This window comes from Streptomyces venezuelae, assembly GCF_008642275.1.
GTDB lineage: Bacteria > Actinomycetota > Actinomycetes > Streptomycetales > Streptomycetaceae > Streptomyces > Streptomyces venezuelae_E.
In genome coordinates this window covers 4,957,809-4,981,365 of the sequence record NZ_CP029189.1, presented here as the reverse complement: position 1 = coordinate 4,981,365, position 23,557 = coordinate 4,957,809, and the positions used below count along the sequence as shown (strand labels likewise).

At 70.7% G+C, this 23,557-nt stretch carries 24 protein-coding genes and 1 riboswitch; of the genes, 15 read left to right on the top strand and 9 right to left on the bottom strand.

Going from position 1 to position 23,557, the window contains the following annotated elements; all coding sequences use genetic code 11:
* The first annotated feature begins 51 nt into the window (after positions 1 to 51).
* The 4 genes from DEJ51_RS22350 (at position 52) to DEJ51_RS22335 (ending at position 2,996) form a co-directional block, all read left to right on the top strand.
* Positions 52 to 645, top strand: a complete 594-nt coding sequence (locus DEJ51_RS22350) for an N-acetylmuramoyl-L-alanine amidase (RefSeq protein ID WP_190620561.1) — start codon at positions 52 to 54, stop codon at positions 643 to 645.
* 114 nt (positions 646 to 759) lie between these two features.
* On the top strand, positions 760 to 1,698 hold the full coding sequence (locus DEJ51_RS22345; RefSeq protein ID WP_150259177.1) for a MerR family transcriptional regulator: 939 nt from the start codon (positions 760 to 762) through the stop codon (positions 1,696 to 1,698).
* Positions 1,695 to 2,051, top strand: a complete 357-nt coding sequence (locus DEJ51_RS22340; RefSeq protein WP_150259175.1) for a hypothetical protein — start codon at positions 1,695 to 1,697, stop codon at positions 2,049 to 2,051. Before DEJ51_RS22345 ends, DEJ51_RS22340 begins: the two co-directional genes overlap by 4 nt.
* Before the next feature lie 36 nt (positions 2,052 to 2,087).
* Positions 2,088 to 2,996, top strand: coding sequence for a 1-aminocyclopropane-1-carboxylate deaminase/D-cysteine desulfhydrase (locus tag DEJ51_RS22335; RefSeq protein WP_150259173.1), 909 nt, complete (start codon positions 2,088 to 2,090; stop codon positions 2,994 to 2,996).
* A gap of 6 nt (positions 2,997 to 3,002) precedes the next feature.
* On the opposite strand, the gene DEJ51_RS22330 is transcribed toward DEJ51_RS22335, so the two are convergent.
* The gene (locus DEJ51_RS22330; protein WP_150259171.1) at positions 3,003 to 4,583 is read right to left on the bottom strand and encodes a Na+/H+ antiporter; all 1,581 of its coding nucleotides are present in this window, start codon (positions 4,581 to 4,583) and stop codon (positions 3,003 to 3,005) included.
* 212 nt (positions 4,584 to 4,795) lie between these two features.
* On the opposite strand from DEJ51_RS22330, the gene DEJ51_RS22325 reads away from it, so the two are divergent.
* The 3 genes from DEJ51_RS22325 (at position 4,796) to DEJ51_RS22315 (ending at position 6,712) form a co-directional block, all read left to right on the top strand.
* Positions 4,796 to 5,056 (top strand): UBP-type zinc finger domain-containing protein, encoded by a 261-nt coding sequence (locus tag DEJ51_RS22325; RefSeq protein WP_150259170.1) that lies wholly within the window; start codon positions 4,796 to 4,798, stop codon positions 5,054 to 5,056.
* A 205-nt stretch (positions 5,057 to 5,261) separates the two neighbouring features.
* Positions 5,262 to 5,675 carry an anti-sigma regulatory factor gene (locus tag DEJ51_RS22320; protein ID WP_033218654.1) on the top strand — a complete coding sequence of 138 codons (414 nt, stop codon included), beginning with the start codon at positions 5,262 to 5,264 and terminating at the stop codon, positions 5,673 to 5,675.
* 11 nt (positions 5,676 to 5,686) lie between these two features.
* Positions 5,687 to 6,712 (top strand): RNA polymerase sigma factor SigF, encoded by a 1,026-nt coding sequence (locus tag DEJ51_RS22315; protein ID WP_411757396.1) that lies wholly within the window; start codon positions 5,687 to 5,689, stop codon positions 6,710 to 6,712.
* A 28-nt stretch (positions 6,713 to 6,740) separates the two neighbouring features.
* Here DEJ51_RS22315 and DEJ51_RS22310 read toward each other — a convergent pair whose 3' ends face one another.
* The gene (locus DEJ51_RS22310) at positions 6,741 to 7,190 is read right to left on the bottom strand and encodes a hypothetical protein (protein ID WP_150259169.1); all 450 of its coding nucleotides are present in this window, start codon (positions 7,188 to 7,190) and stop codon (positions 6,741 to 6,743) included.
* An 84-nt stretch (positions 7,191 to 7,274) separates the two neighbouring features.
* Here DEJ51_RS22310 and DEJ51_RS22305 point away from each other — a divergent pair, with 84 nt between their 5' ends.
* Together DEJ51_RS22305 and DEJ51_RS22300 are read left to right on the top strand one after the other, a co-directional pair.
* A complete protein-coding gene (locus DEJ51_RS22305) occupies positions 7,275 to 8,240 on the top strand; it encodes a diacylglycerol/lipid kinase family protein (protein WP_150259168.1) in 966 nt (321 codons plus the stop codon).
* A gap of 324 nt (positions 8,241 to 8,564) precedes the next feature.
* Positions 8,565 to 8,822: a WhiB family transcriptional regulator gene (locus DEJ51_RS22300; protein ID WP_003953983.1), complete on the top strand. Its 258-nt coding sequence runs from the start codon at positions 8,565 to 8,567 to the stop codon at positions 8,820 to 8,822.
* Between the two features lie 162 nt (positions 8,823 to 8,984).
* Here DEJ51_RS22300 and DEJ51_RS22295 read toward each other — a convergent pair whose 3' ends face one another.
* Together DEJ51_RS22295 and DEJ51_RS22290 are read right to left on the bottom strand one after the other, a co-directional pair.
* Positions 8,985 to 10,454 (bottom strand): sensor histidine kinase, encoded by a 1,470-nt coding sequence (locus DEJ51_RS22295; protein ID WP_150259167.1) that lies wholly within the window; start codon positions 10,452 to 10,454, stop codon positions 8,985 to 8,987.
* Between the two features lie 408 nt (positions 10,455 to 10,862).
* Complete coding sequence (locus tag DEJ51_RS22290) at positions 10,863 to 11,459, bottom strand: TetR/AcrR family transcriptional regulator (protein ID WP_150259166.1); 597 nt, start codon at positions 11,457 to 11,459, stop codon at positions 10,863 to 10,865.
* An 84-nt stretch (positions 11,460 to 11,543) separates the two neighbouring features.
* Between DEJ51_RS22290 and DEJ51_RS22285 the strand changes: the two genes are divergently transcribed.
* Positions 11,544 to 12,305, top strand: a complete 762-nt coding sequence (locus DEJ51_RS22285; RefSeq protein WP_150259165.1) for an SDR family oxidoreductase — start codon at positions 11,544 to 11,546, stop codon at positions 12,303 to 12,305.
* 76 nt (positions 12,306 to 12,381) lie between these two features.
* On the opposite strand, the gene DEJ51_RS22280 is transcribed toward DEJ51_RS22285, so the two are convergent.
* The gene (locus tag DEJ51_RS22280) at positions 12,382 to 13,248 is read right to left on the bottom strand and encodes a leishmanolysin-related zinc metalloendopeptidase (protein ID WP_223835932.1); all 867 of its coding nucleotides are present in this window, start codon (positions 13,246 to 13,248) and stop codon (positions 12,382 to 12,384) included.
* 186 nt (positions 13,249 to 13,434) lie between these two features.
* Here DEJ51_RS22280 and nagB point away from each other — a divergent pair, with 186 nt between their 5' ends.
* Complete coding sequence (gene nagB, locus DEJ51_RS22275; RefSeq protein ID WP_150259163.1) at positions 13,435 to 14,220, top strand: glucosamine-6-phosphate deaminase; 786 nt, start codon at positions 13,435 to 13,437, stop codon at positions 14,218 to 14,220.
* Positions 14,221 to 14,371: 151 nt separating this feature from the next.
* Here the strand turns inward: nagB and DEJ51_RS22270 are convergent, their stop codons facing one another.
* The 4 genes from DEJ51_RS22270 to DEJ51_RS22255 form a co-directional block, all read right to left on the bottom strand.
* On the bottom strand, positions 14,372 to 15,853 hold the full coding sequence (locus DEJ51_RS22270; RefSeq protein WP_150259162.1) for a glycoside hydrolase family 3 protein: 1,482 nt from the start codon (positions 15,851 to 15,853) through the stop codon (positions 14,372 to 14,374).
* A 7-nt stretch (positions 15,854 to 15,860) separates the two neighbouring features.
* The gene (locus tag DEJ51_RS22265) at positions 15,861 to 16,718 is read right to left on the bottom strand and encodes a carbohydrate ABC transporter permease (protein WP_150259161.1); all 858 of its coding nucleotides are present in this window, start codon (positions 16,716 to 16,718) and stop codon (positions 15,861 to 15,863) included.
* A complete protein-coding gene (locus DEJ51_RS22260) occupies positions 16,715 to 17,710 on the bottom strand; it encodes a carbohydrate ABC transporter permease (RefSeq protein ID WP_150259160.1) in 996 nt (331 codons plus the stop codon). Before DEJ51_RS22260 ends, DEJ51_RS22265 begins: the two co-directional genes overlap by 4 nt.
* 75 nt (positions 17,711 to 17,785) lie before the next feature.
* Positions 17,786 to 19,069 (bottom strand): extracellular solute-binding protein, encoded by a 1,284-nt coding sequence (locus DEJ51_RS22255; protein WP_150259159.1) that lies wholly within the window; start codon positions 19,067 to 19,069, stop codon positions 17,786 to 17,788.
* A 288-nt stretch (positions 19,070 to 19,357) separates the two neighbouring features.
* Between DEJ51_RS22255 and DEJ51_RS22250 the strand changes: the two genes are divergently transcribed.
* The 4 genes from DEJ51_RS22250 to DEJ51_RS22230 all read left to right on the top strand — a co-directional run bounded on the left by DEJ51_RS22250 (position 19,358) and on the right by DEJ51_RS22230 (position 23,354).
* Entirely contained in the window at positions 19,358 to 20,122 is a 765-nt protein-coding gene (locus DEJ51_RS22250) for a GntR family transcriptional regulator (protein WP_150262080.1), read from the top strand.
* A 152-nt stretch (positions 20,123 to 20,274) separates the two neighbouring features.
* On the top strand, positions 20,275 to 22,494 hold the full coding sequence (locus DEJ51_RS22245; RefSeq protein ID WP_223835931.1) for a carbon starvation CstA family protein: 2,220 nt from the start codon (positions 20,275 to 20,277) through the stop codon (positions 22,492 to 22,494).
* Positions 22,491 to 22,688, top strand: coding sequence for a YbdD/YjiX family protein (locus tag DEJ51_RS22240; RefSeq protein ID WP_030016682.1), 198 nt, complete (start codon positions 22,491 to 22,493; stop codon positions 22,686 to 22,688). Before DEJ51_RS22245 ends, DEJ51_RS22240 begins: the two co-directional genes overlap by 4 nt.
* Before the next feature lie 168 nt (positions 22,689 to 22,856).
* Positions 22,857 to 23,354, top strand: a complete 498-nt coding sequence (locus DEJ51_RS22230; RefSeq protein WP_150259158.1) for a GNAT family N-acetyltransferase — start codon at positions 22,857 to 22,859, stop codon at positions 23,352 to 23,354.
* A 44-nt stretch (positions 23,355 to 23,398) separates the two neighbouring features.
* Positions 23,399 to 23,528: riboswitch (cobalamin riboswitch) on the top strand.
* Positions 23,529 to 23,557 lie beyond the last annotated feature (29 nt).

The following is a 23,557-nucleotide window of genomic DNA, read 5'->3' as shown; positions in this document are numbered from 1 at the left end:
GACGACACGGGCACACAGGGTGCCCGTCGCGCCCGCACGAAGGAGGCGGCCATGGCCGCACCCATGTCCGCGGACCGTTTCATCAACGCACTGCGCAACGAGGGACTGACCGTCGTCGAGGTCGGCGCCTGGCGCACCCACAACCGCAACCACAAGGGCCCCTGGGGGCCCGTGCACGGGGTGATGATCCACCACACGGTCACCCGCGGCACCGCGTACACCGTCGAGCTCTGCCGGGACGGCTACAGCGCCCTGCCCGGTCCGCTGTGCCACGGCGTGATCGCCAAGGACGGCCGTGTCCACCTCGTGGGCTACGGCCGCGCCAACCACGCGGGCGCCGGCGACTCCGACGTCCTGGCAGCCGTGATCGCGGAGAAGCGGCTGCCGCCGGACAACGAGACGGACACCGACGGCAACCGGTACTTCTACGGCTTCGAGTGCGAGAACCTCGGCGACGGCGAGGACCCCTGGCCGGCGGTCCAGCTCGACGCCATCGCCAGGGTGTCGGCGGCCATCTGCCGCTTCCACCGCTGGACGGCCCGCTCGGTCATCGGGCACCGCGAATGGCAGCCCGGCAAGGTCGATCCGAGGGGCTTCACGATGGACGCCATGCGCGGCCGTATCGCCGAGCGCCTGAAGCAGTAGCCCCCAGGGGCCACGCGGCCCGGTTCCTGGAAGAAGGTCCTCCGGAACCGGGCCGCAGGACGGTTCCCCGGCCCCGGTTGAGTCTCCCGTGGGGGGAGACCCCAGAGTGGGGGCATGGACAGCGAACCGCTCCACTCCATCGGCGAACTCGCGCGCCGCACCGGCCTGTCGGTGAAGACCGTCCGGTTCTGCTCCGACCAGGGCATCGTCCCGCCGACCGGGCGCAGCCCGGCCGGGTACCGGCTCTACGACGCCGGCGCGCTCGCCCGCCTGGAGCTGACCCGCACCCTGCGCGGTCTCGGGCTGGACCTGGCGACCGTACGCAAGGTGCTGGACCGCGAGGCGTCCGTACCGGAGGCCGCGGAAGCCCTCGCCGACGCCCTGGACGTACAGATCCGGACCCTGCTCCTGCGCCGCGCGCTGCTCCGCACGGTCGCCGGACGCACCCCCACCCCCATGGAGATGGACCTCATGCACCGACTCGCCACGCTCTCCCGGGCCGAACGGCGCCGCCTGGTCTCCGGCTTCGTCGACGCCGCTTTCGAGGGCCCGCACGCGAACCCCGAGTTCGTGGCCCTGCTGCGTTCCGCCCTGCCCGAGCTCCCCGACGACCCGACACCCGGACAGGTCGAGGCCTGGGTGGAACTCGCCGGGATGTGCGAGGACCCGGACTTCCGCGGCGCCTTGCGCCGCACGGCCGAGGAACAGGCACGGGAGCCCTCCGGGCAGGAGGACGTCGCCGCCCTGCAGGACGCCATCGACCGCGCGCTGCGCGACCGGCTCGACGAGGCCGTCGCCTCCGGCCTCGCTCCCGCGTCCGCCGTGGGCGAGTCCCTCCCCGCCTCGCTGGCGGCCCTCTACGCGGAAGCCTTCGGGCGCGCCGGGGCGGGCGACCTGCGCCGCTGGCTCCTCGCCCGCCTGCGGCCGACCGGCGACCCGCACACCGAGCGCTACTGGCAGCTCCTGGCCACCGTCAACGGCTGGCCGGCCGCGCCCACCACCGCGCCCGTCCACTCCTGGTTCACCGCCGCCCTCGAAGGAGCGGCCCGATGAGGACGCGCGAGCTTCGGTTCGGCCTTTATGCGGACGACGAGGGCCTGGCCTGGGTCGACCGGCTCGTCGATGACGCGGTGGGCCCCAGGTGCGCCCGGATCGTCGGCCGGACCGTCGTGGACACCATGCCGGAGGGCGAGCTGACGACCGCCGACATGTACGACTTCCTCGCGGAACAGTGGGCCGTGGAGAACCCCGGCCGCCCGCCGGGTGCCCGCCGGCCGGTCGAGCTCCGCGTCCGCCTGACGTGCTCCCTGCGGACCTGGCGTTCGATCCGCGGGACGGTGCTCAGGACACTCTGCCCCGAGGGTTCGGCCCCCCACGCCTGCCGCGTCCCCTGGATGGCCCGCTGAGCCCGGGCTGCCGCGGCCCCGGGCCACAATGGACGGGTGGAACGTTCCCCTGGTCCCGACGCCCTCCTGCAGCCGCGCCCGCCGTCGCCGTTGCAGGAGGTCCGTGACGACAGGTTCGAGCGGCACGGCGTACGGCTGCTGCTCAAGCGGGACGACCTCGTGCATCCGGAGCTGCCCGGCAACAAGTGGCGCAAGCTCGCACCCAACCTGCGCGCGGCCCGGGACGCCGGCCACGACGGCCTGGTCACCTTCGGCGGGGCGTACTCCAACCACCTGCGGGCCACCGCCGCCGCCGGGCGGCTGCTCGGCATGCGGACGGTCGGCATCGTGCGCGGGGACGAGCTGGCCGGGCGGCCCCTGAACGACTCGCTCGCCCGGTGCGCCGCCGACGGGATGCGGCTGCACTTCGTGTCCCGGTCGGAGTACCGCCGCAAGGCCGAGCCGCAGGAGCTGGCCCGGCTGGTGGACGCGGCGGGCGCGGGCGGTGCGTACGTGGTCCCCGAGGGCGGGAGCAACGCCCCGGCCCTGCACGGCTGTGCCGAGCTCGGCCGGGAGCTGCGCGGCGCCGCCGACGTGGTGGCGGTCGCCTGCGGCACCGGCGGGACGCTGGCGGGCCTCGCGGCCGGACTGGACCCCGGGCAGCGGGCGCTCGGGGTCCCGGTCCTGGCGGGCGGGTTCCTGGCCGCGGAGATACGTTCCCTCCAGGCGGCCGCCTTCGGGGGACCGGCCGGCTCCTGGACCCTCGCCGAGGACTTCCACCACGGCGGCTACGCCCGGGTCCCCGACGCGCTGGAGGCCTTCGCCGCCGAGTTCGGGTCCCGGCACGGCCTCCCGGTGGAGCGGATCTACGTGGCCAAGCTGCTCTGGGCCCTGACCGAGCTCACCGCGGCCGGCGCCTTCCCGCGCGGTACGACCCTCGCCGCGGTGGTCACCGGCCGTCCGTGACCGCGCTCAGCCCTCCTCGCGGTAGGCCGCGGCCTCTTCCAGGTCCAGCCTGCGCAGGAGCGCCCGCAGCATCTCGTCGTCGATCCGCCGCTGGTCCCGCAGCGTCACGAAGACCTCCCGTTCGGCCGCGATCATCTCCCGCGCGAGCCGCCGGTAGACGTCGTCCGCCGACTCCCCCGTCTCCGGGTTGACCTCGCCCAGCCGCTCCCACACCGCGTTGCGCCGACGCTCCATGACCGTCCGCAGCCGGTCCGCCAGCGGCGGCGGCAGCGTGCTGTTCTCCGGTTCCTCCAGCAGCTCCGCCAGCCGCTCCTCGGCCGCCCGCGAGGCCTCGGACTGTGCCTGCGCCTCCGCCAGGGTCTCGGCCTGCACGTCCTTCGGCGGCAGCTTCAGCGCCCGGATCAGCGGCGGCAGCGTCAGCCCTTGCACCACCAGCGTCCCGATGACCGTGGTGAAGGTCAGGAAGAGGATCAGGTTCCGGTGCGGCACCGACATCGGCACGGAGAAGGCGATGGCCAGCGAGACCACGCCGCGCATCCCGGCCCATCCGACGATCACCGGGGCCTTCCAGTCGGTCTCCGGCTCCCGGTCCCGGATCCGCGGCGACATCCAGCGGGGCACGAAGGTCGCCGGGAACACCCACAGGAACCGGGCCACCACCACCGCCAGGAACACGGCGATCGCGTACCAGGCCGCGTGGACGCCGTCGTACTCGCCGAGCCCCTTGAGGACCACGGGCAGCTGCAGCCCGATCAGCGCGAAGACCACCGACTCCAGCACGAAGGCGACCACCCTCCACACCGCCTCCTCCTGGAGCCGGGTGGCGAAGTCGACCTGCCAGTTCCGGTGCCCGAGGTACAGCGCCACGACGACCACCGCGAGCACCCCGGAGGCGTGCACCCGCTCGGCGGCCGCGTAGGCCACGAAGGGGATCAGCAGCGACAGCGTGTTCTGGAGCAGGGGCTCCTTCAGCCGGGTGCGCAGGTGGTGGATCGGCACCATCAGCAGCAGGCCCACGCCGATACCGCCGACCGAGGCGAGCAGGAACTCCGCGACCCCGCCCGCCCAGCCGGCGCTCACCCCGACCGCGGCCGCCAGGGCCACCTTGTAGGCGGTGATCGCGGTGGCGTCGTTGACCAGGGACTCGCCCTGCAGGATGGTCGTGATCCGGTTCGGCAGCCGGAGCTTGCGGGCGATCGCGGTGGCGGCGACGGCGTCCGGCGGGGCGATCACCGCGCCCAGCACCAGCGCGACCGGCACGGAGAGCCCCGGCACCAGCAGGTACGCCGCGTACCCGACGGCGAGCGTCGCGAAGAGCACGTAGCCCACCGAGAGCATCGCGATGGGCCGGATGTTCGCGCGCAGGTCCAGGTACGAGCTGTCCACGGCGGCCGTGTAGAGCAGCGGCGGGAGCAGCAACGGCAGCACGATGTGCGGGTCGAGCGTGTAGGCGGGCACCCCCGGCACGTAGCCGGCCAGCAGACCGGCGGCGACCAGCAGCAGCGGCGCGGGCACCGGGGTCCGGCGGGCCAGCCCCGCGACGGCCGCGCTGCCGGCGATCAGCGCCACCAGCGGCAATACCTCCATCGAAGATCCACCTCAATCGTCGGCCGCTCGCCCCGAACGCGCGGGCTTGGCCGAGGAGATCCCCATGACTCGCACGGCGGGAACGTATTCTGTACGAGATCAAGCTCCGGTCAAAGCGTGACGCATCGACACTCCGCTGCATCGCAGCTCCGGCCCGTGCGCGCGGTTCGCCCCGAGACTGAAGGCCGGGGTTCCGGTACAAGGAGAATGCGATGAGCGAGTGCACCCACGTTGCCGAACTGCCGCGTCCCGAACCGGTGCCCTCGCACCACACCTGCCCCGAGTGCCTGGCCCTCGGAAGCCACCCCGTCCAGCTGCGGATGTGCCTGGTGTGCGGGCAGGTGGCCTGCTGTGATTCCTCGCCCCACCGGCATGCGACGGCGCACCACCAGGAGACCGGACATCCGGTGATGCGGAGCTTCGAACCGGGTGAGACCTGGCGCTGGTGTTTTGTCGACGGTTCGATCGTCTGAAGCGGGGTAGTTCAACCCTCCGCCGGTTCCCCTGATTTGGGCCCCGCAGACCCCTAGCCACTGTGCGTACCCATGGGCTTACCATCAGTCACTGGCTCGCAGGCGGGGTGCTCGAAGCGGGCACCTAGAGGGGTGCCGCGACACGATCGCCCGGATCGCGATAGCGTCACCGGCGAACAGAGCTCGTACCACCTTGGAGGTGAGGGTGTCCCAGATCGCAGGCGAGCCCGGGACTCAGGACTTCGTGGAAGTCCGGCTGCCCGCTGCGGGTGCCTACCTGTCGGTGCTGCGGACGGCCACGGCCGGCCTCGCGGCACGTTTGGACTTCACCCTCGACGAGATCGAGGACCTCCGCATCGCGGTGGACGAGGCCTGCGCGATCCTGCTCCAGCAGGCCGTGCCGGGCTCCGTCCTCAGCTGCGTGTTCCGGCTGATCGACGATTCGCTGGAGGTGACCGTCTCGGCGCCGACCACCGACGGGCGCGCACCGGAGCGTGACACGTTCGCGTGGACGGTCCTGTCGGCCCTGGCCGGCAAGGTCGAGGCCACGGTCGAGGAGAACAAGACGGTGAGCATCAGCCTCTACAAACAGCGCGGCGCGGGACCAGGCCCGGCGTGAGCGGCGGGGAGATCCCGGTGCGGGGCGGGGATCGGCCCCGGGTACGGCACGAGGTCGACGGCGGCATCCCGCAACAGCAGCACGCCCGGCCGCACCCGGCTGACGCGGATGCGGAAGACGGCTTTTTGGACTCGGCGGAGCGACGGGCGGGCCCTATGAGCGAGAACCAGCAGGAACAACCACAACCAGACCGGCCGGCCACCACGGGAGCCGAGGCCGGGGCCGAGGCCCCCGTGGCGGTGCCGGTGCCGGCGTTCGCCGCGACCCCGGCGCTGCCGGATCCGCGCGACCGCAGCGGCGCCCGGGCCCTGTTCATCGAGCTGCGGGCGCTGCCCGACGGGTCGGTGGAGAAGGCCGAGCTGCGCAACCGGCTGGTACGGATGCACCTGCCGCTGGTGGAACACCTGGCGCGGCGCTTCCGCAACCGCGGCGAGCCGCTCGACGACCTGACGCAGGTCGCGACGATCGGCCTGATCAAGTCGGTGGACCGGTTCGACCCGGACCGCGGGGTCGAGTTCTCCACGTACGCCACGCCCACGGTGGTCGGCGAGATCAAGCGCCACTTCCGCGACAAGGGCTGGGCGGTGCGGGTGCCGCGCCGTCTGCAGGAGCTGCGGCTCTCGCTGACGACGGCCACGGCCGAACTGTCCCAGCAGCACGGCCGCTCCCCCACGGTGCACGAACTGGCCGAGCGGCTCGGGATCTCCGAGGAGGAGGTCCTGGAGGGGCTGGAATCGGCCAATGCCTACAGCACGCTCTCGCTCGACGTCCCGGACACCGACGACGAGTCGCCGGCGGTCGCGGACACCCTGGGCGCGGAGGACGAGGCCCTGGAGGGCGTCGAGTACCGCGAGTCCCTCAAGCCGCTGCTGGAGGGCCTGCCGCCGCGGGAGAAGCGGATCCTGCTGCTTCGTTTCTTCGGCAACATGACCCAGTCGCAGATCGCCCAGGAGGTCGGCATCTCCCAGATGCACGTCTCCCGGCTGCTGGCCCGCACTCTGGCCCAGCTCCGCGACAAGCTCCTCGTCGAGGAGTAGGCGAGCGCGGGAAGAACCGGACGACCGGTTATCGGGCCTGCTCCCCGGGCCCGATACCCAGAGCCTCGGTCGCCGTCGGATTCACCAGGAGCACGACGACGGCCGACGCGGCCACGGCCAGCGCCACGGCGGCGGCGATCATCGCGCCGCCGGTGCTGTAGAGGGTCCAGGCCACCGGCAGGGCCATCAGCTGGGTGATGAGGGCCGGGCCACGGCTCCAGCGGCGGCCCAGGCGCAGACCCCGGGCCGCGATCAGCGGCAGCGCGGCGAGTGCGAGCAGGGTGATCCCGCCCGTCTCCGCCTGCTGCGGGGAGTCGGGGTCACCGGCGATCCCCACGAACAGCATGTAGAGCCCGAGGCCGGCCAGGGCCAGGCCCTCCAGGGCGGTGAGCGCGGCGGCCGCGGTCAGCCGGCCGGGCAGCGCGGCGGTCGGGACGGCGGCGGGGGCGGGGGCGTTCGCGGGCTGCTTCTTACTCACTCCAGCAGGGTAGCGGCGCGCTCCTGACCCCGGAGGGGACGGGCAGTAGGGTCGGCCTTCGAAGGGGTGGGTAGTCTGGCGCTCATGCGTGCACTTCTCGTGGCCAACCCAGCAGCGACGACCACCAGTGCGCGCACGCGCGACGTCCTGACCCACGCCCTGGCCAGCGAGATGAAGCTGGAGGCGGTCACCACCGAGTACCGCGGGCACGCGCGGGACCTGGGACGCAAGGCCGCGCACGAGGGGCTCGACCTCGTCGTCGCCCTCGGTGGCGACGGCACGGTCAACGAGGTGGTCAACGGGCTCCTGCACAACGGGCCCGATCCGGATCGGCTGCCGCGGCTCGCGGTGGTGCCCGGCGGCTCCACCAACGTGTTCGCGCGCGCCCTGGGACTGCCCAACGACGCGGTCGAGGCGACCGGCGCCCTGCTCGACGCACTGCGGGAGCAGCGCGAGCGGACGGTCGGTCTGGGACTGGCGGCCGGCACCCCGGGTACGGAGGACGAGTCGGTCCCGGCCCGCTGGTTCACCTTCTGCGCGGGCTTCGGCTTCGACGCGGGTGTGGTGGGCCGGGTGGAGCAGCAGCGCGAGCGCGGCAAGCGTTCGACGCACGCCCTGTACGTGCGACAGCTGATGCGCCAGTTCTGGGAGGAGCCGAACCGGCGTCACGGCACGGTCACGCTGGAGCGCCCCGGCGCGGACCCGGTGACCGATCTGGTGCTGTCGATAGTGTGCAATACGTCACCGTGGACGTATCTGGGGAATCGTCCGCTTTACGCCTCCCCCGAAGCCTCGTTCGATACTGCGCTTGACGTATTGGCCCTGGACCGTTTGTCAACTCCGGCGGTCGCGCGGTACGCGACACAGCTCCTGACCTCCACTCCTGAGCGGGGTCCACACGGCAAGCACGCGGTGTCTCTGCACGATCTGACCGACTTCACCTTGCATTCGAAGGTTCCGCTTCCCTTCCAGATGGACGGCGATCACCTCGGACTGCGCACCAGCGTTCGGTTCACAGGCGTACGCCGTGCACTGCGTGTGATTGTGTGAGTGGAACGGCCCGGAGGCCTTTCACTCGAACGTTTACACGTCGGTCCACCCTCACGATGTAGGGCTGTGACCTAGTAGACACCGACGAATCAAAAAAAACTTTCCGGAAGGGGTTGTATCCCCGTCCGAGGTTTGCGAATCTCTTCATGGCGATCGGGACAGCCCGCAGCACCCGGCACCCACACAGACCGCCAGAACCCCTCCACGAATCTCTGACTGATCACCCGCGTGAAACCGGGCGGTCGCGCTTCCCTCACGGGGGGATTCGTGAAAGCGTTCACATTCACAAGCAACTTGCCCGCAATACAAGGAGATGGAGCAGCCATGGACTGGCGTCACAACGCCGTTTGTCGTGAGGAAGACCCGGAACTCTTCTTCCCCATCGGCAACACCGGTCCTGCGCTGCTGCAGATCGAGGAAGCCAAGGCCGTCTGCCGCCGTTGCCCCGTCATGGAGCAGTGCCTGCAGTGGGCGCTCGAGTCCGGTCAGGACTCCGGCGTCTGGGGCGGTCTCAGCGAGGACGAGCGCCGCGCCATGAAGCGCCGCGCCGCTCGCAACCGGGCGCGCAACGCCAGCGCCTGACAACGACTTTCGAGCCTCGACGCGCAGCGCGTAGTAACCGAACAAGCGCTCAGCAACGTGCTCTTGAGCCCCGGACCGAATCATTCGGTCCGGGGCTCAGTGCTGTGCGGGGCGTGACGCGGGGCGCGACACCGGTCGTCACGCTGAGTCACGACTGCGCTGCTACTTCTGCGGGCTGGACGGGATGTCGAGGACGACCTTGGTGCCGCGCGGCTCGGCCCGGAGCATGTCGAAGGTGCCGCCGAGCTCGCCCTCCACGAGGGTCCGGACGATCTGCAGCCCGAGGTTGCCGGCCCGCTGGGGATCGAATCCCTCGGGCAGACCGCTGCCGTCGTCGAGCACGGTGATCAGCAGCCGGCCGTCGGCACGGCCGGTTCCGGTGCGGATGGCGGCCACCTCCACGGTGCCCCGCTCCCCCTGGGTGAAGGCGTGCTCAAGTGCGTTCTGCAGGATCTCGGTCAGCACCATCGACAGCGGAGTGGCGACCTCCGCGTCCAGGATCCCGAACCTGCCGGTGCGTCGGCAGTCGACCTTGCCCGGTGAGATCTCCGAGACCATCGCGATGACCCGGTCGGCGATCTCGTCGAACTCGACCCGCTCGTCGAGGTTCTGAGACAGCGTCTCGTGCACGATCGCGATCGATCCGACACGGCGAACGGCTTCGTTCAGCGCCTCGCGGCCCTGCGGCGAATCCATCCGGCGGGACTGGAGCCGCAAGAGCGCGGCCACGGTCTGGAGGTTGTTCTTCACCCGGTGGTGGATCTCCCGGATGGTCGCGTCCTTGGTGATCAGTTCACGTTCGCGACGACGCAGTTCCGTCACATCGCGGCACAGCACCAGGGAGCCGATCCGGGTGCCCTTCGGCTTGAGCGGGATGGCGCGCAGCTGGATGACCCCGCTGTTGCCCTCGACCTCGGTCTCCCGGGGGGCCCAGCCGCTGGCGAGTTTGACCAGGGCCTCGTCCACCGGTCCGCGGGAGGGCGCGAGTTCGGCGGTGGTCTTGCCCAGGTGCTGGCCGACGAGGTCGGAGGCGAGGCCGAGCCGGTGGTAGGCGGAGAGCGCGTTCGGCGAGGCGTAGGTGACCACGCCCTCGGCGTCGAGGCGGATCAGGCCGTCCCCGACGCGCGGGGAGGCGTCCATGTCGACCTGCTGGCCGGGGTACGGGAAGGAGCCCGCCGCGATCATCTGGGCCAGGTCGGAGGCGGACTGGAGGTAGGTCAGCTCCAGCCGGCTCGGTGTACGCACAGTGAGCAGATTGGTATTGCGCGCGATCACGCCCAGGACCCGTCCCTCGCGGCGGACGGGGATCGACTCGACGCGGACCGGCACCTCCTCGCGCCACTCGGGGTCGCCCTCGCGCACGATCCGGCCCTCGTCGAGGGCGGCGTCCAGCAGCGGGCGGCGGCCGCGCGGCACCAGATGGCCGACCATGTCGTCCTGGTACGAGGTCGGGCCGGTGTTCGGACGCATCTGCGCGACCGAGACGTACCGCGTGCCGTCGAGGGTCGGCACCCACAGGACGAGGTCGGCGAAGGACAGGTCGGAGAGCAGCTGCCACTCCGAGACCAGCAGGTGGAGCCACTCCAGGTCGGTTTCACCGAGAGCGGTGTGCTGGCGTACGAGATCGTTCATGGAGGGCACCTTGCGAGCGTACCCCGGGTACGTGCCATGACTTTCCCCACGGCGGTACTCAGGAGTATCCAAGGGGGGCGCAGGCCGCGTACTGTTGGAGGAAGTGACGGGTTTCCAGGCCCTGTCATTGGATGGACAGAACAGAATGGTCTAGTCCACAATTGATTTCAGAACCTCCGCCCTCCCCGCACAGGAGGACGGATCGAGGTAAGCCGCGCGCTCTGCCCTGACCGCGCAGGCTCCTCCACCGGCCGTCGGGAACCGCACACCTGTCGGCCGTAAGTACTCCGGGCTACGGTGCCGGGCGGGTCGAGGGTCCCGTCGTGCACCGTGGCCCAGAGGAACTCCTCCGCGAAGACGCGCGGGTGCGCTCCGGGTGGCACACCCGGACCCCGGAACCCCGGCCGGTCAGGCCGTGGGCCAGGCCAGCAGGGCCCGCTCCGCCACCGCCTCCAGCTCCTCCCGGCTCGCCCCGTCGCGCGACTGCTGGGACATCCCCTGAAGCACCGCTCCGGCGTACCGGGCCAGCGCCCGCGCGTCCGTGTCCGCGGGCAGCACGCCACCGGCCACGTCGGCCCGGATCCGGCTCTCGAACATGAGCAGATTGGCGTTGCGGCGCTCGCGCAGCGCCTGCGCCACCTCGTCCGAGGTGGTGTTGATCGCGGCGCTGATCACCATGCAGCCCGGCGGGTGGGCCGGGTCGGTGTAGACCTCGGCGGCCTCGCGCAGGATGCGGGCGACGGCGGCCCCGGCCGTCGGCTCCTCGGCGAGGGCCACGCTCGCGAAGTCCCCGTACCGGCCGCCGTACACCACCACGACCTCGTCGAAGAGCTTGCGCTTGTCGCCGAAGGCCGCGTAGAGGCTGGGGGCGCTGATGCCCAGCGAGGCGGTCAGGTCGGCGATGGAGGTGGCCTCGTAGCCGCGCTCCCAGAAGGCGAGCATCGCCTTGTCGAGAGCGGCGTCGCGGTCGAAGGAACGGGGTCTGCCGCGCTGTCCGGTCACCATGCCCGCATTCTATAGCGGCCGCTAGGGAATCTGGTACGTTCACTTCTGTAGCGACCACTAGCGAATATCGGAGGGGGGCGCGTCATGGGCGTGCTCAAGGGGAAGACGGCACTGGTCACCGGCGGGAGCCGCGGCATCGGGCGGGCCGTGGCGGAGCGGCTGGCACGGGACGGGGCGCTCGTGGCGGTGCACTACGGACGCGACGCGGCGGCGGCGAAGGAGACGGTCGCGGCGATCGGCGCGTCGGGCGGACGGGCCTTCGCCGTCGGGGCCGAGCTCGGCGTCCCCGGTGACGCGCAGGCCCTCTGGGCCGCGTACGCGGCCCATCCCGACCACACCGAGGGCGTGGACATCCTGGTCAACAACGCCGGGGCGGCGGCCTTCGCGGGGATCGGGGACACGGACGAGGAGACCTACGACCGGGTGCACGCGCTCAACGCCAAGGCGCCGTTCTTCGTGATCAAGCACGGGCTGGAGCGGCTGCGCGACGGGGGCCGGATCGTGAACGTGACTGGTACCCCCGACATCGCCCTGCCGGCCATCCTGGCCACGGTCATGGCCAAGGGCGCCGCGAACGCGCTGACCCGGTCACTGGCCGCGGAGCTGGCGCCGCGCGGGATCACCGTGAACTCGGTCGGCCCCGGCATCACCGAGACCGACCTCAACGCGGACCTCCTCGCGGACGAGGCGACCCGGGCCCACCTGGCCGCCCGTTCCGTCTTCCACCGGGTGGGCACGGCCCAGGAGGTCGCCGACGTGGTGGCCTTCCTGGCCTCGCCGGACTCCCGCTGGGTGACGGGACAGCACCTGGACGCGACGGGCGGCCTGCAGCTGGCGCTGATCTAGGTCGTCTCTTTCGGATCTTGTCGCCCGGCAAGATCCGAAAGAGACCGCCGAGGCCGGACCCGGCGGGGGTCGCCGTTCAGGGCCGGTCGGCGGGGATGCTGCTGGGGACGGTCGGGAGCATGACGCCCCTCGGGGCCGCGGACTCGCCGGGGCCGCCCATGGCGATGACGAGCGGGTCGGGAAGCGCGTAGGGCTCCGCGGCATCGAGGTCGACCTGGTAGCCGAGGTCCCCGAGGCTCGCCACGGTCAGCCTGCTCATCGGATTGCCGGGGCCCCCGATGTTCGGCGACATCAGCTCGGTGCCGAAGACCCGTTCCCGCCAGTGGCCGCCGGCGCTTCCCGCACCGCCGACGTTGGCGACCGGCACGGGAGTGGGCTGCCCGGCTCCGATGAGGTCGCCGAACTCCTTCATGGCGCCGGGGCCGACGAACGTGGGGTTGGGTCCGGGGAAGTCCTTCAGCAGGCCGAAGATGCTCCAGACGGTCCCGATCCCCAGCACATGGCCCATCTCGTGCGTGATGACGTCGAGCAGCGAGCCGTCGTCCTCCATCTGGCCGAGGTCGGCCTTGTCGAACCGCATGATGCCCGTGGCGGGCAGGCGCGCTCCGGTGACCGCGGTATCCCGCCGGAAGCGGATCGGCCCCGCCTCCCCGAGCGTGCCGAAGACACCGTCGATCGCCACGCCTTCGGCGTCGATCAAGAGGTCGTCGATGACGACGTCGCCCGTGAAGTCACGGACGATCGCGGTCTCCAGGTCACCGACGATGACCCGGGCCCAGCGTTCGGCGGCCTGGGCGAAGACGTCCCGCTGGCCGCTGGTCAGCCCTCCGACGAACCGGACCTCGATCTGGAAGGGGGAGGTGGTCGCGGCGAGGACCTCGGCGCGACCGGCATCCGCGACAGCTCTGTAGGTCTCGAAGGCATAGGTGGTGTGCCTGCCCATGACGACCACTCCAATCGCACATACCATGTTTTACCTACATAAACCACCGTAAAGGAGAATGGAGTTGTAGACAGGGCAACCAAGACGTTGAAGGTTCTCCGGATGACGGAGAGGCCCCCGCCGCAGGGGTGACCTCTGCTAGATTGGTCTATACCACCCGACCCACTCCAGATCGGCAGGCCCGTCGTGGAAGTTGTCATCGTCCCGGACGCCAAGGCAGGCGGCGAGCTCATCGCGGAGGCCATGGCCGCCCTGGTGCGGCGCAAGCCCGACGCCCTGCTCGGCGTGGCGACCGGCTCTACCCCGCTGCCCGTCTATGCGGCCCTCGCCGCCAAGGCCAGCGCCGGGCAGGTCGACGTCTCCCGGGCCCGGATCTGCCAGCTCGACGAGTACGTCGGCCTGCCGGCCGGGCACCCCGAGTCCTACCGCGCGGTCGTGCTCCGCGAGGTCGTCGAGCCGCTGGGTCTGTCCGAGGCCTCCTTCATGGGCCCCGACGGTTCGGCCGAGGACGTCGTCGGCGCGTGCGAGGCCTACGACCGTGCCCTGGCCGAGGCCGGCGGCGTCGACCTCCAGCTGCTGGGCATCGGCACGGACGGCCACATCGGCTTCAACGAGCCCTGTTCCTCACTCGCTTCCCGCACCCGCATCAAGACGCTGACGGAGCAGACCCGCGTGGACAACGCGCGCTTCTTCGACGACGACCTGGAGCAGGTGCCGCACCACGTCATCACCCAGGGCATCGGCACCATCCTCGACGCCCGCCACCTGGTCCTCCTGGCCACCGGCGAGGGCAAGGCCGAGGCCGTCGCGCAGACCGTCGAGGGCCCGCTGTCCGCGCTGGTCCCGGCCTCCGCGCTGCAGCTGCACCGGCACGCCACCGTGATCGTGGACGAGGCCGCCGCCTCGAAGCTGAAGCTGGCCGACTACTTCCGCCACACCTACGCCAACAAGCCTTCCTGGCAGGGGCTGTAGGACCCGCACGCACACGTACGGCCGGGGGCCGGACACCCTGACGGGGCGTCCGGCCCCCGGCCGTACGGCGCCCCGAGCCACATCCGACGGCCCCCGCCCCGGAGGTGGCCGGAGCGGGGGCCGTGGCCCTGGTCAGGGGTTCCGGGCGGGATCAGGCTCCCGCGATCACCTCGGCGGCGGCACGGCCGCAGACGCGCGAGGCTCCGTGCGTGGCGATGTGCAGCGCCCCGCGAGGCTCCGTCCGCGGCAGGCCCATCTCGACCACGACCGTGTCCGGCCGGGCCTCGACGAGCGCGTCGAGGGCCTCGGTCATCCAGGGGTGCCGGTGCGCGTCGCGGACCACCGCGACGACGGTACGGTCCCCCGCCGCCGCCAGGACGTCCCCGGCCGAGGAGCCCTCGGGGAAGACGCCCGACCCGGTGCCCGGGAGCAGCTCGGCGAGTTCCGCCGCCACTCCCCACGGGGTCTCGTCCCCCACCGCGATGTTCGCGACGGGCGCGAGCGTGGCGACGTAGGGCCCGGTGAGCGGCTTCGTCGAGCCGGTGACGAGCACGGCACGGCGGGCGGCCGTCAGCCCGATGCCGGACGCGCGGCTCCCCTCCGGCTGCGCGTCCGGCCGGGCTCCGCGGGTCCATGCGGCGAGCGCGCGGACGCGGGCGGCGGCGTCGGCGAGGCGCTCCTCGGGCAGTGCCCCCTCGCGGACGGCCGCGACCAGTGCGTCGCGCAGCCGCAGGACGGTGGCCTCGTCGGCGAGTCCGCCGCCGACGCAGATGGCGTCGGCGCCGGCCGCGATCGCCAGGACCGAGCCGCGCTCGATCCCGTAGGTCCCGGCGATGGCGTTCATCTCCATGCCGTCGGTGACGATGAGGCCCTCGTAGCCGAGCTCCCCCCGCAGCAGGCCCGTCAGGATCTGCGGGCTGAGGGTGGCCGGGCGGGTCGGGTCGAGGGCGGGCACCAGGATGTGCGCGCTCATCACGGCTTTGGTGCCGGCCTCGATCGCCGCCTTGAAGGGGACGAGTTCGCGGGCCTGGAGGACGTCCAGGTCCACGTCGATGCGCGGCAGGGCGTGGTGCGAGTCGACGTTGGTGTCGCCGTGGCCCGGGAAGTGCTTGGTGCACGCGGCCACGCCGGCGGCCTGCAGGCCCTGGACGTAGGCGGCGGTGTGGCGTGCGGCCAGGTGGGTGTCGGCGCCGAAGGACCGTACGCCGATCACCGGGTTGTCCGGGTTGGAGTTGACGTCGGCGGACGGCGCCCAGTTGAGGTTGACCCCGCACTCGGCGAGGCGGCGGCCCAGCTCGCGGGCCACGTCCCGGGTGAGACCGGTGTCGTCGACGGCGCCGAGGGCCAGGTTGCCGGGGAAGGACGAGCCGCCGCGTACCTCCAGGCGGGTGACGTCGCCCCCTTCCTCGTCGATGGCGACGAGCACGTCGTCGCGCTCGGTGCGCAGCTGCGCGGTCAGCGCGGCGAGCTGCTCGGGCGAGGCGATGTTGCGGCCGAACAGGCCGACGGCGGTGAGGCCTTCGCCGACCCGCCGGAGCAGCCATTCGGGGGCGGTGGTGCCCTCGAAGCCGGGCTGGAGGACGGCGAGGGCGTCCCGGGTGACCGTATCGGTGCGGTGCGCGAGAACAGTCATGGGGCCGTCATCCCTTCACGGCGCCGGCGGTGAGGCCCGCTGCCATCTTGCGCTGGACGATGAGGAACAGGACGACGATCGGGACCGCCATCATGGTGGAGCCGGCCATCATGGGGGCGAACTCGGTGCCGTGCTTGGTGGTGAAGTTCCCGAGCCACACCGTGGCCGTCTGGTTCTGCTGGCTCATCAGCATCAGGGCGTAGAGGTACTCGTTCCACGCCTGGATGAAGCCGTACACGGACGTGGCCACCATGCCGGGGGCCAGGAGCGGGAAGACCACCCGGATGAAGGCGCCGGTCGGGGTGCAGCCGTCGACCTGAGCCGATTCCTCCAGCTCCTTGGGGATGTTCACGATGAAGCCGCGCAGGGTCCACACCGTGAAGGGGAGGATGAAGGTGAGGTAGGTGATGATCAGGCCGCTGAGTTTGTCGTACTGCCCGAGGTCGTTCAGCAGCAGGAAGACGGGGATGATCATCGCGACCAGCGGGATCATCTGGACCGCCAGGATGCCGACGATCACGATCTTGCGGCCCCGGAAGGCGAACCGGGAGATGGCCAGGGCCGCCAGCATGCCGACGGCGATGCCGATGACCACCACGACGAGCGAGACGATCAGGCTCCGTCCGACGGGACCCCAGAAGTCGGAGATCTCCAGGGCCCGCCTGAAGTTGTCCAAGGTGAAGTTCGTCGGGAAGAACCGCGGGTTCGGGTCGATCGCGTCCTTGGCCGGCTTGAACGCGGTGTTGAGCATCCAGTAGACCGGGAAGCCCATCGTCACGAAGACCAGCAGCCCGAGGAGGTTCCAGCCGAGCTTGGACTTCGTCTTCTGCTTGAGCGGCGCGACGGGCGCGGTGGTCGAGGTCATTCCACCTCTCCGATCTTGAGCATCTGACGCATGTAGACGGCGACCACCCCGAGCAGCAGCAGTACGGTCACCAGGGCGATGGCGGAGCCGCCCGAGTAGTCGTTGACCACGAAGGCCTGCTGGTACGAGTAGGTGGTCAGCAGCTGGAACTCGGCTTCGGGGTTGCCGTTGCGCATCACGAAGACCTGCGGGAAGACGCCCATGTCCCAGATCACCGAGAGGGTCGTCAGCATGACGATGATCGGCTTCAGGATCGGGAGGGTCACGTGGCGGAACACGCCCCAGGCGCCGGCTCCGTCGAGGCGCGCGGCCTCCTCCAGTTCCTTGGGCACCTGTGTCAGGCCGGCGCTCAGGGTGATGACCACGAAGGGCACCGCGCCCCAGATGACCAGGAGCATGATCACCGCGAGGCCCTGGGGGCCGCTGGCGAACCAGTTGTGGCCGATCATGTCCACGCCGGGCAGCTTGCTCATCAAGTAGTTGAGGACGCCGTAGTCGGCGTCGAAGAGCCACTTGAAGACGGCGGTGGCGACGATGATGGGCATCCCCCAGCTCGCCACGAGGGCGACGCTGATGAGGATCTTCACGAAGCCGGACACCTTCTGCAGCAGCAGTGCGATGAGCATGCCGATGACCATGGTCAGGATGACCGCACCCGCCGCGAAGACCACCGTGCGTGCGACGACCGCCCAGAACTCCCCGTCGCCCAGGACCTTCGAGAAGTTGTCGAAGCCGACGAACTCGGCTTCCTTGAAGCCCCAGAGCTCGGACTTGCCGAAGTTCTGGAAGGAGAGGGACACCAGTCTGAAGAGCGGGTATCCCATGATGAGAACGATGATCAGCAGGCACGGCGCCAACAGCAGCCAGGGGGCCGCGCCGGGCCCCTTCCGGCGGGGCGTGCCCGGCGTACCGGCACGTGCTCTGCCCGCTCCGGGGGAAGTCTTCTGCTTCGCCGGCGGCAGGTCGGCGGTGGTTGTCTGTGCGGCACTCATCGCGCGCTCCTCGGGAGTCCCTCTCTGGACCGGCGGCAGGGCCCCGCCGTTCGGCGGGGCCCTGCCGGCATCAGGTCACTTGGTGTTGATGACCTTGTCGATCTCGGAGTCGGCGGCCTTGGCCGCGTCCTCGACCGACTTGCTTCCGGTGCCGAGGTCCCGGAGCATCGTCTGGAGGATCTTGGCCTTCTCGATCTGGCCCCATCCGGAGGCGGTCGGCACGAACCAGGAGGACTCGGCCGCGGTGGCGGCGACCTGGGTCTTCGGGTCGGCCTTCAGCGGACCGAGGTCCGTCTTGTTGTTGGGCAGGTTGCCCTTGGCGATGAGGCCCTTCTGGCCCTGGGCGCCGGTGAAGACGTTGATCCACTCGGCCGCCACGTCCTTGGCCTTGGACTTGGCCGGGATGGCCAGGTCCGAACCGCCGAGGAAGACGGGCAGGTTCTTGCCGTTCGGGCCGGGCTGGACGAAGTTCTCCAGCTTGTCCGTGAGACCGCCGACCTTGTCGTTCTCCGGGGTCGCGGCGGTGCTGCCCTCCCAGGCGGCGGCGAAGATCGCAGCGGAGTTGCCCTGGCCGAAGACGACCGGACGGTCGGACTCGTCCTTGGTCTTGTCGGCGTGCATGTACTTGTCGAGGAGCTCCTTGTACTGCTTCAGCCCCTTCAGCGACTCGGGGGAGGACAGGGTGCCCTTCCACTTGTCGCCGTCCTTCTTGGCGATGGCGCCGCCGGCGTCGTACACGAACGACATCGCCGCGTACCAGTCGGGAGAAGGCTGGTACAGGGCACTGAACTTGTCGCCCTTCGCGGCCTGGATCTTGTCCAGGGCGGCGGTGTACTCGGCCCACGTCTTCGGGGCGGCGGTGACGCCCGCCTCGCCGGCGATGTCCTTGCGCCAGGTGCCGACGCGGCCACCGGCGTAGTAGGGGACACCGTAGGTCTTGCCGTCGTAGGTGACGGATTCCTTGAGGGCGTCCAGCCACGCGGCGGAGTTCTCGAACTTCGAGGGGTCGACCTCGGCGAAGGCGCCGGTCGACATGTAGCCGATCATCTCGGAGTTGCCCATCTCGACAACGTCCGGCGCCTTGTCCGTGGCGAGCACGGCATCCAGCTTGGCGTTCTTGTCCGGCCAGCCGTAGTACTCGTGCTTGACCGTGAGGCCCGGGTACTTCGCGACGACGGCGTCATCGGCCGCCTTGACCAGCTCCGGCCAGTTCTTCTGAGCATCCACCGTCAGCCAGACGGTGAGCTCCTTCGCCCCGGAGGCCTTGCCGTCGCCCCCCTTGCCGTCGGAGTCACCGCACGCCGCCAGGCCGATCATCATGCCCGCGACACCGATCGCCGCGATGAGCTTGCGCTTCACGCCACCCTCCTCAGGGATGCTGCCTGCACTTCCCTCGCCCGCCGCGGTGACATACGCGAAGTACTGCCGTGGGGCCGGGATCTGATCCATATTGGTTTAGACCAGTAGCTGGAGCTTGGCCTAGACCTTTAGGGGTGTCAAGGGTCTAATGAGCGGGTGCCCGGTCCGTTATCGGACCGACACCTGGGGAGAGAGAAGGCCTGTCCCCCCACTCGTGTCACGATGTGACCGCACATATCGGAGGAGCCGGTGACGGCAGCGAAACTGGAGTCGGGAAGGCGGGCGGCGATGGCCACCGAAGGGGCGACCACGGAGCCGGACGGCGGGGCAGCCACCCGCACGGCTCGCGTTCCCAAGTACTACCGGCTCAAGCGGCACTTGCTCGACATGACCGAGACACTGCCGCCCGGCACACCGGTGCCGCCGGAGCGCACGCTCGCGGCCGAATTCGACACGTCCCGGACCACCGTCCGGCAGGCCCTCCAGGAACTGGTCGTAGAGGGACGACTGGAGCGGATCCAGGGCAAAGGCACCTTCGTCGCCAAGCCCAAGGTCTCCCAGGCGCTGCAACTCACCTCGTACACGGAGGACATGCGGGCCCAGGGTCTGGAACCGACCTCGCAGCTCATCGACATCGGCTACGTGACGGCCGACGACACCCTCGCCGGCCTGCTCAAGATCAACACCGGGGGCCGGGTGCTGCGGATCGAGCGGCTGCGCCTGGCCAGCGGCGAGCCGATGGCCATCGAGACCACGCACCTGTCGGCCAAGCGCTTCCCCGCCCTGCGCCGTTCGCTCGCCAAGTACACCTCCCTCTACACGGCCCTCGCCGAGGTCTACGACGTCCACCTCGCCGAGGCCGAGGAGACGATCGAGACCTCGCTGGCCACCCCGCGCGAGGCTGGCCTGCTCGGCACGGACGTCGGGCTGCCGATGCTGATGCTCTCGCGCCATTCGATCGACCGCGACGGCGAACCGGTGGAGTGGGTGCGCTCCGTCTACCGGGGCGACCGGTACAAGTTCGTGGCCCGCCTCAAGCGCCCCGCCGTCTGACCTGGACCGTCCGACCCCGCCCGACCCGGTCCGCCGGACCCCGTATCCGTAATTCCTTCACATACCGGAATGCGGACGGGGTCTTACGTTCAGCGGGCAATCCCCCGTAGATTCCCTGCGCTTACGCAGATGATCGACGAGGGGACGAGGTCATGCCTGAACCGGAAGCAACAGGGACAGAACGGGACACGGCGAGTCCGGGCAGCGCGTCGGGCTCGCCGTCTCCCCGGTCCGTCGCCGCGTGGGTGCTCGTCGGACTCGTCGGCGCCATCGGCTGGGGCGTGCTGGCGCTCTCGCGCGGCGAGGAGATCTCCGCCGCCTGGCTGCTCGCCGCCGCACTGGGCTCGTACGCGATCGCCTACCGCTTCTACGCGCGCTTCATCGCGGACCGCGTCCTCAAGGTGGACGCCACCCGGGCCACCCCCGCCGAACGCCTCGACAACGGTGTCGACTTCCACCCCACCGACCGCCGGGTCCTCTTCGGCCACCACTTCGCGGCCGTGGCCGGCGCCGGCCCGCTCGTCGGGCCCGTGCTCGCCGCGCAGATGGGCTATCTGCCGGGCACCATCTGGATCGTCGCCGGCGTCATCTTCGCCGGGGCCGTCCAGGACATGGTCACGCTGTTCTTCTCCACCCGCCGCGACGGGCGTTCGCTCGGCCAGATGGCCCGGGACGAGATCGGCCCCGTCGGCGGCGCCGCCGCCCTGGTCGCCGTGTTCGCCATCATGATCATCCTGCTGGCGGTGCTGGCCCTGGTCATCGTCAACGCCCTGGCACACTCGCCCTGGGGCGTCTTCTCCATCGGCATGACCATCCCGATCGCCGTCTTCATGGGCTTCTACCTGCGCGTCCTGCGTCCGGGCCGGGTCACCGAGGTCTCCGTCATCGGCGTCGCGCTGCTGCTGCTCGCCATCGTCGCGGGCGGCTGGGTCGCCGAGTCCTCCTTCGCCGGGACCTTCACCCTGGAGAAGGAGACGCTGGTCATCTGGATGGTCGTCTACGGCTTCCTGGCATCGGTGCTGCCGGTGTGGATGCTGCTCGCGCCCCGCGACTACCTCTCCACCTTCATGAAGGTCGGTACCATCGCGCTCCTCGCCATCGGCGTGGTCGTCGCGATGCCCACCCTGAAGATGCCCTCGGTCACCGACTTCGCGGCCCGCGGCGACGGGCCGGTCTTCGCCGGGTCGATGTTCCCCTTCGTCTTCATCACCATCGCGTGCGGCGCGCTCTCCGGCTTCCACGCCCTGGTCTCCTCGGGTACCACCCCGAAGATGATCCAGAAGGAGACCCAGGTCCGCATGATCGGCTACGGCGCCATGCTGACCGAGTCCTTCGTCGCCGTCATGGCGATCATCGCGGCCTGCATCATCGAGCCCGGCCTCTTCTTCGCGGTGAACTCGCCTCCCGGCATCATCGGCACCACGGTCGAGTCGGCCTCCCAGGCGGTGTCCAACTTCGGTTTCGCCATCTCCCCCGAGTTGCTCGCCCAGGCCGCCAAGGACGTCGAAGAAGCCAGCCTGCTCTCGCGCACGGGTGGCGCGCCGACCTTCGCACTCGGAATGTCGGAGATCTTCTCCTCCGTCGTCGGCGGCGCCGGGATGAAGGCCTTCTGGTACCACTTCGCGATCATGTTCGAGGCGCTCTTCATCCTGACGACGCTCGACGCGGGCACGCGCGTGGGCCGTTTCATGCTCCAGGACACCCTCGGCAACGTGCACAAGTCCTTCAAGGACGTCAGCTGGAAGCCCGGCGTGTGGTTCGCGAGCGCGATCGTGGTCGGCGCGTGGGGCTACTTCCTGTGGGTCGGCATCAAGGACCCGCTGGGCGGCATCAACCAGCTCTTCCCGCTCTTCGGCATCGCCAACCAGCTGCTCGCCGCGGTCGCCCTGGCCGTCTGCACCACGCTGCTGGTCAAGTCCGGCCGGCTCAAGTGGGCCTGGGTGACGGGAGTCCCGCTGGTCTGGGACGCCACGGTGACCCTCACCGCGAGCTACCAGAAGGTCTTCTCCGACGACGTGAAGGTCGGCTTCTTCGCCCAGCGCGACAAGTACCAGGCGGGCATCGACGCCGACAAGGTGCTGGCTCCCGCGAAGAACATGGACGACATGCACACGATCGTCACCAACGCCACGGTCGACGGCGTCCTGTGCGCCCTCTTCGCCGCCCTGATCATCGTCGTCCTCGCGGACGCGGCCCGGACCTGCCTCAAGGCCGTCCGCGACCCGGGGTCGGCGACCCTCTCCGAGACCCCGTGGACCAAGTCGAAGATCGTCGCCCCGGCCGGGCTGATCGCGACCGCCGAGGAACGGGCGGAGCTCGCGGCCGCGGGCCCCGACTCCGGCGGCGGGCAGGTCAAGGAGCCCGTGGCGTGAGCACCGTACGCAGCGTGCTGGCCCGGGCCCGGTTCTACGTACGGGAGTTCTCGGGGGAGGCCGCGTACGACCGGTACGTGGCCCACGCCCGCTCCCACGACCCGGACGCGGAGGTCCTCACCCGCCGCGCCTTCGAACGCGCCCGTACGGACGCCCGCGAGGCGGACCCCCGCGAGGGCTTCCGCTGCTGCTGAGCCCGACCCGCACTCCGAAGGCCCCGCCGGATCGATCCGGCGGGGCCTCCGCGCTGTTCAGCGCACCCAGCCCTTGAGGGCCTCGGTCGAGAGGGTGATGCCGACGGGTTCGGGAAGGTGAAGGTCCCTGCCGCAGGGCACCGACACCCGTCCTGCACACTCGACCGCATGGACATGGTGATCAGGGCGGCACTGCCCGCCGAGTACGCGGAGCTGGGGGAGATCACGGCGCGGGCCTACCTCACCGACGGGCATCTGGACTTCAACGAGGACGACCACTACCTGAACGTGCTGCGCGACGTGGCCGGCCGCGCCGCCCAGGGCGAGGTGCTCGTCGCCGTGCGGGACGAACGACTCCTGGGCGGTGTGACCTTCGCCGCTCCGGGCAGTCCGCTCGCCGACATCGCGGCCCCCGACGAGGCCGAGTTCCGGATGCTCGCGGTGGCCCGGGAGGCGCGCGGCCAGGGCGCCGGCGAGGCTCTGGTGCGGGCCTGCGTCGAGCGCGCGCGGGCCCTGGAGGGCGTGACCGGCCTGGTTCTCTCCACCCAGCGCGGCATGGCCGGCGCCCAGCGGATCTACGCGCGCCTGGGCTTCGTACGCACTCCGGAGCGGGACTGGGCGCCGATCGAGGGCCTGACGCTCCTCACTTTCCGGCTCAAGCTGTAGCCACGCCGACACTACATGTGGGGGTTACCGCACAGGGCCGCCCCCACATGTATGCTCATGCCTGCTGTCGCTGCAGGGGAATCCGGTGCGAATCCGGAACTGTCCCGCAACGGTATGAAGTGTCCGGCTACCGGACGCCAAGTCCGATGACCTGCCGACAGCGTGCCCGGCTCGACCGAACCGGGTGCCGATTCGTCCGGGCC

Excerpts from the sequence above, each read along its gene's own strand:
- DEJ51_RS22270 (WP_150259162.1), bottom strand. The coding sequence starts at position 15,853 with ATGACTGTTCTCGCGCACCGCACCGATACGGTCACCCGGGACGCCCTC.
- DEJ51_RS22350 (WP_190620561.1), top strand. The coding sequence starts at position 52 with ATGGCCGCACCCATGTCCGCGGACCGTTTCATCAACGCACTGCGCAAC.
- DEJ51_RS22330 (WP_150259171.1), bottom strand. The coding sequence starts at position 4,583 with ATGGAGGTATTGCCGCTGGTGGCGCTGATCGCCGGCAGCGCGGCCGTC.
- DEJ51_RS22265 (WP_150259161.1), bottom strand. The coding sequence starts at position 16,718 with ATGACCTCGACCACCGCGCCCGTCGCGCCGCTCAAGCAGAAGACGAAG.
- DEJ51_RS22250 (WP_150262080.1), top strand. The coding sequence starts at position 19,358 with ATGGCCACCGAAGGGGCGACCACGGAGCCGGACGGCGGGGCAGCCACC.
- DEJ51_RS22340 (WP_150259175.1), top strand. The coding sequence starts at position 1,695 with ATGAGGACGCGCGAGCTTCGGTTCGGCCTTTATGCGGACGACGAGGGC.
- DEJ51_RS22260 (WP_150259160.1), bottom strand. The coding sequence starts at position 17,710 with ATGAGTGCCGCACAGACAACCACCGCCGACCTGCCGCCGGCGAAGCAG.
- DEJ51_RS22290 (WP_150259166.1), bottom strand. The coding sequence starts at position 11,459 with ATGGTGACCGGACAGCGCGGCAGACCCCGTTCCTTCGACCGCGACGCC.
- DEJ51_RS22245 (WP_223835931.1), top strand. The coding sequence starts at position 20,275 with ATGCCTGAACCGGAAGCAACAGGGACAGAACGGGACACGGCGAGTCCG.
- DEJ51_RS22230 (WP_150259158.1), top strand. The coding sequence starts at position 22,857 with ATGGACATGGTGATCAGGGCGGCACTGCCCGCCGAGTACGCGGAGCTG.
- DEJ51_RS22345 (WP_150259177.1), top strand. The coding sequence starts at position 760 with ATGGACAGCGAACCGCTCCACTCCATCGGCGAACTCGCGCGCCGCACC.
- DEJ51_RS22305 (WP_150259168.1), top strand. The coding sequence starts at position 7,275 with ATGCGTGCACTTCTCGTGGCCAACCCAGCAGCGACGACCACCAGTGCG.
- DEJ51_RS22285 (WP_150259165.1), top strand. The coding sequence starts at position 11,544 with ATGGGCGTGCTCAAGGGGAAGACGGCACTGGTCACCGGCGGGAGCCGC.
- DEJ51_RS22325 (WP_150259170.1), top strand. The coding sequence starts at position 4,796 with ATGAGCGAGTGCACCCACGTTGCCGAACTGCCGCGTCCCGAACCGGTG.
- DEJ51_RS22280 (WP_223835932.1), bottom strand. The coding sequence starts at position 13,248 with ATGGGCAGGCACACCACCTATGCCTTCGAGACCTACAGAGCTGTCGCG.
- DEJ51_RS22300 (WP_003953983.1), top strand. The coding sequence starts at position 8,565 with ATGGACTGGCGTCACAACGCCGTTTGTCGTGAGGAAGACCCGGAACTC.
- DEJ51_RS22295 (WP_150259167.1), bottom strand. The coding sequence starts at position 10,454 with ATGAACGATCTCGTACGCCAGCACACCGCTCTCGGTGAAACCGACCTG.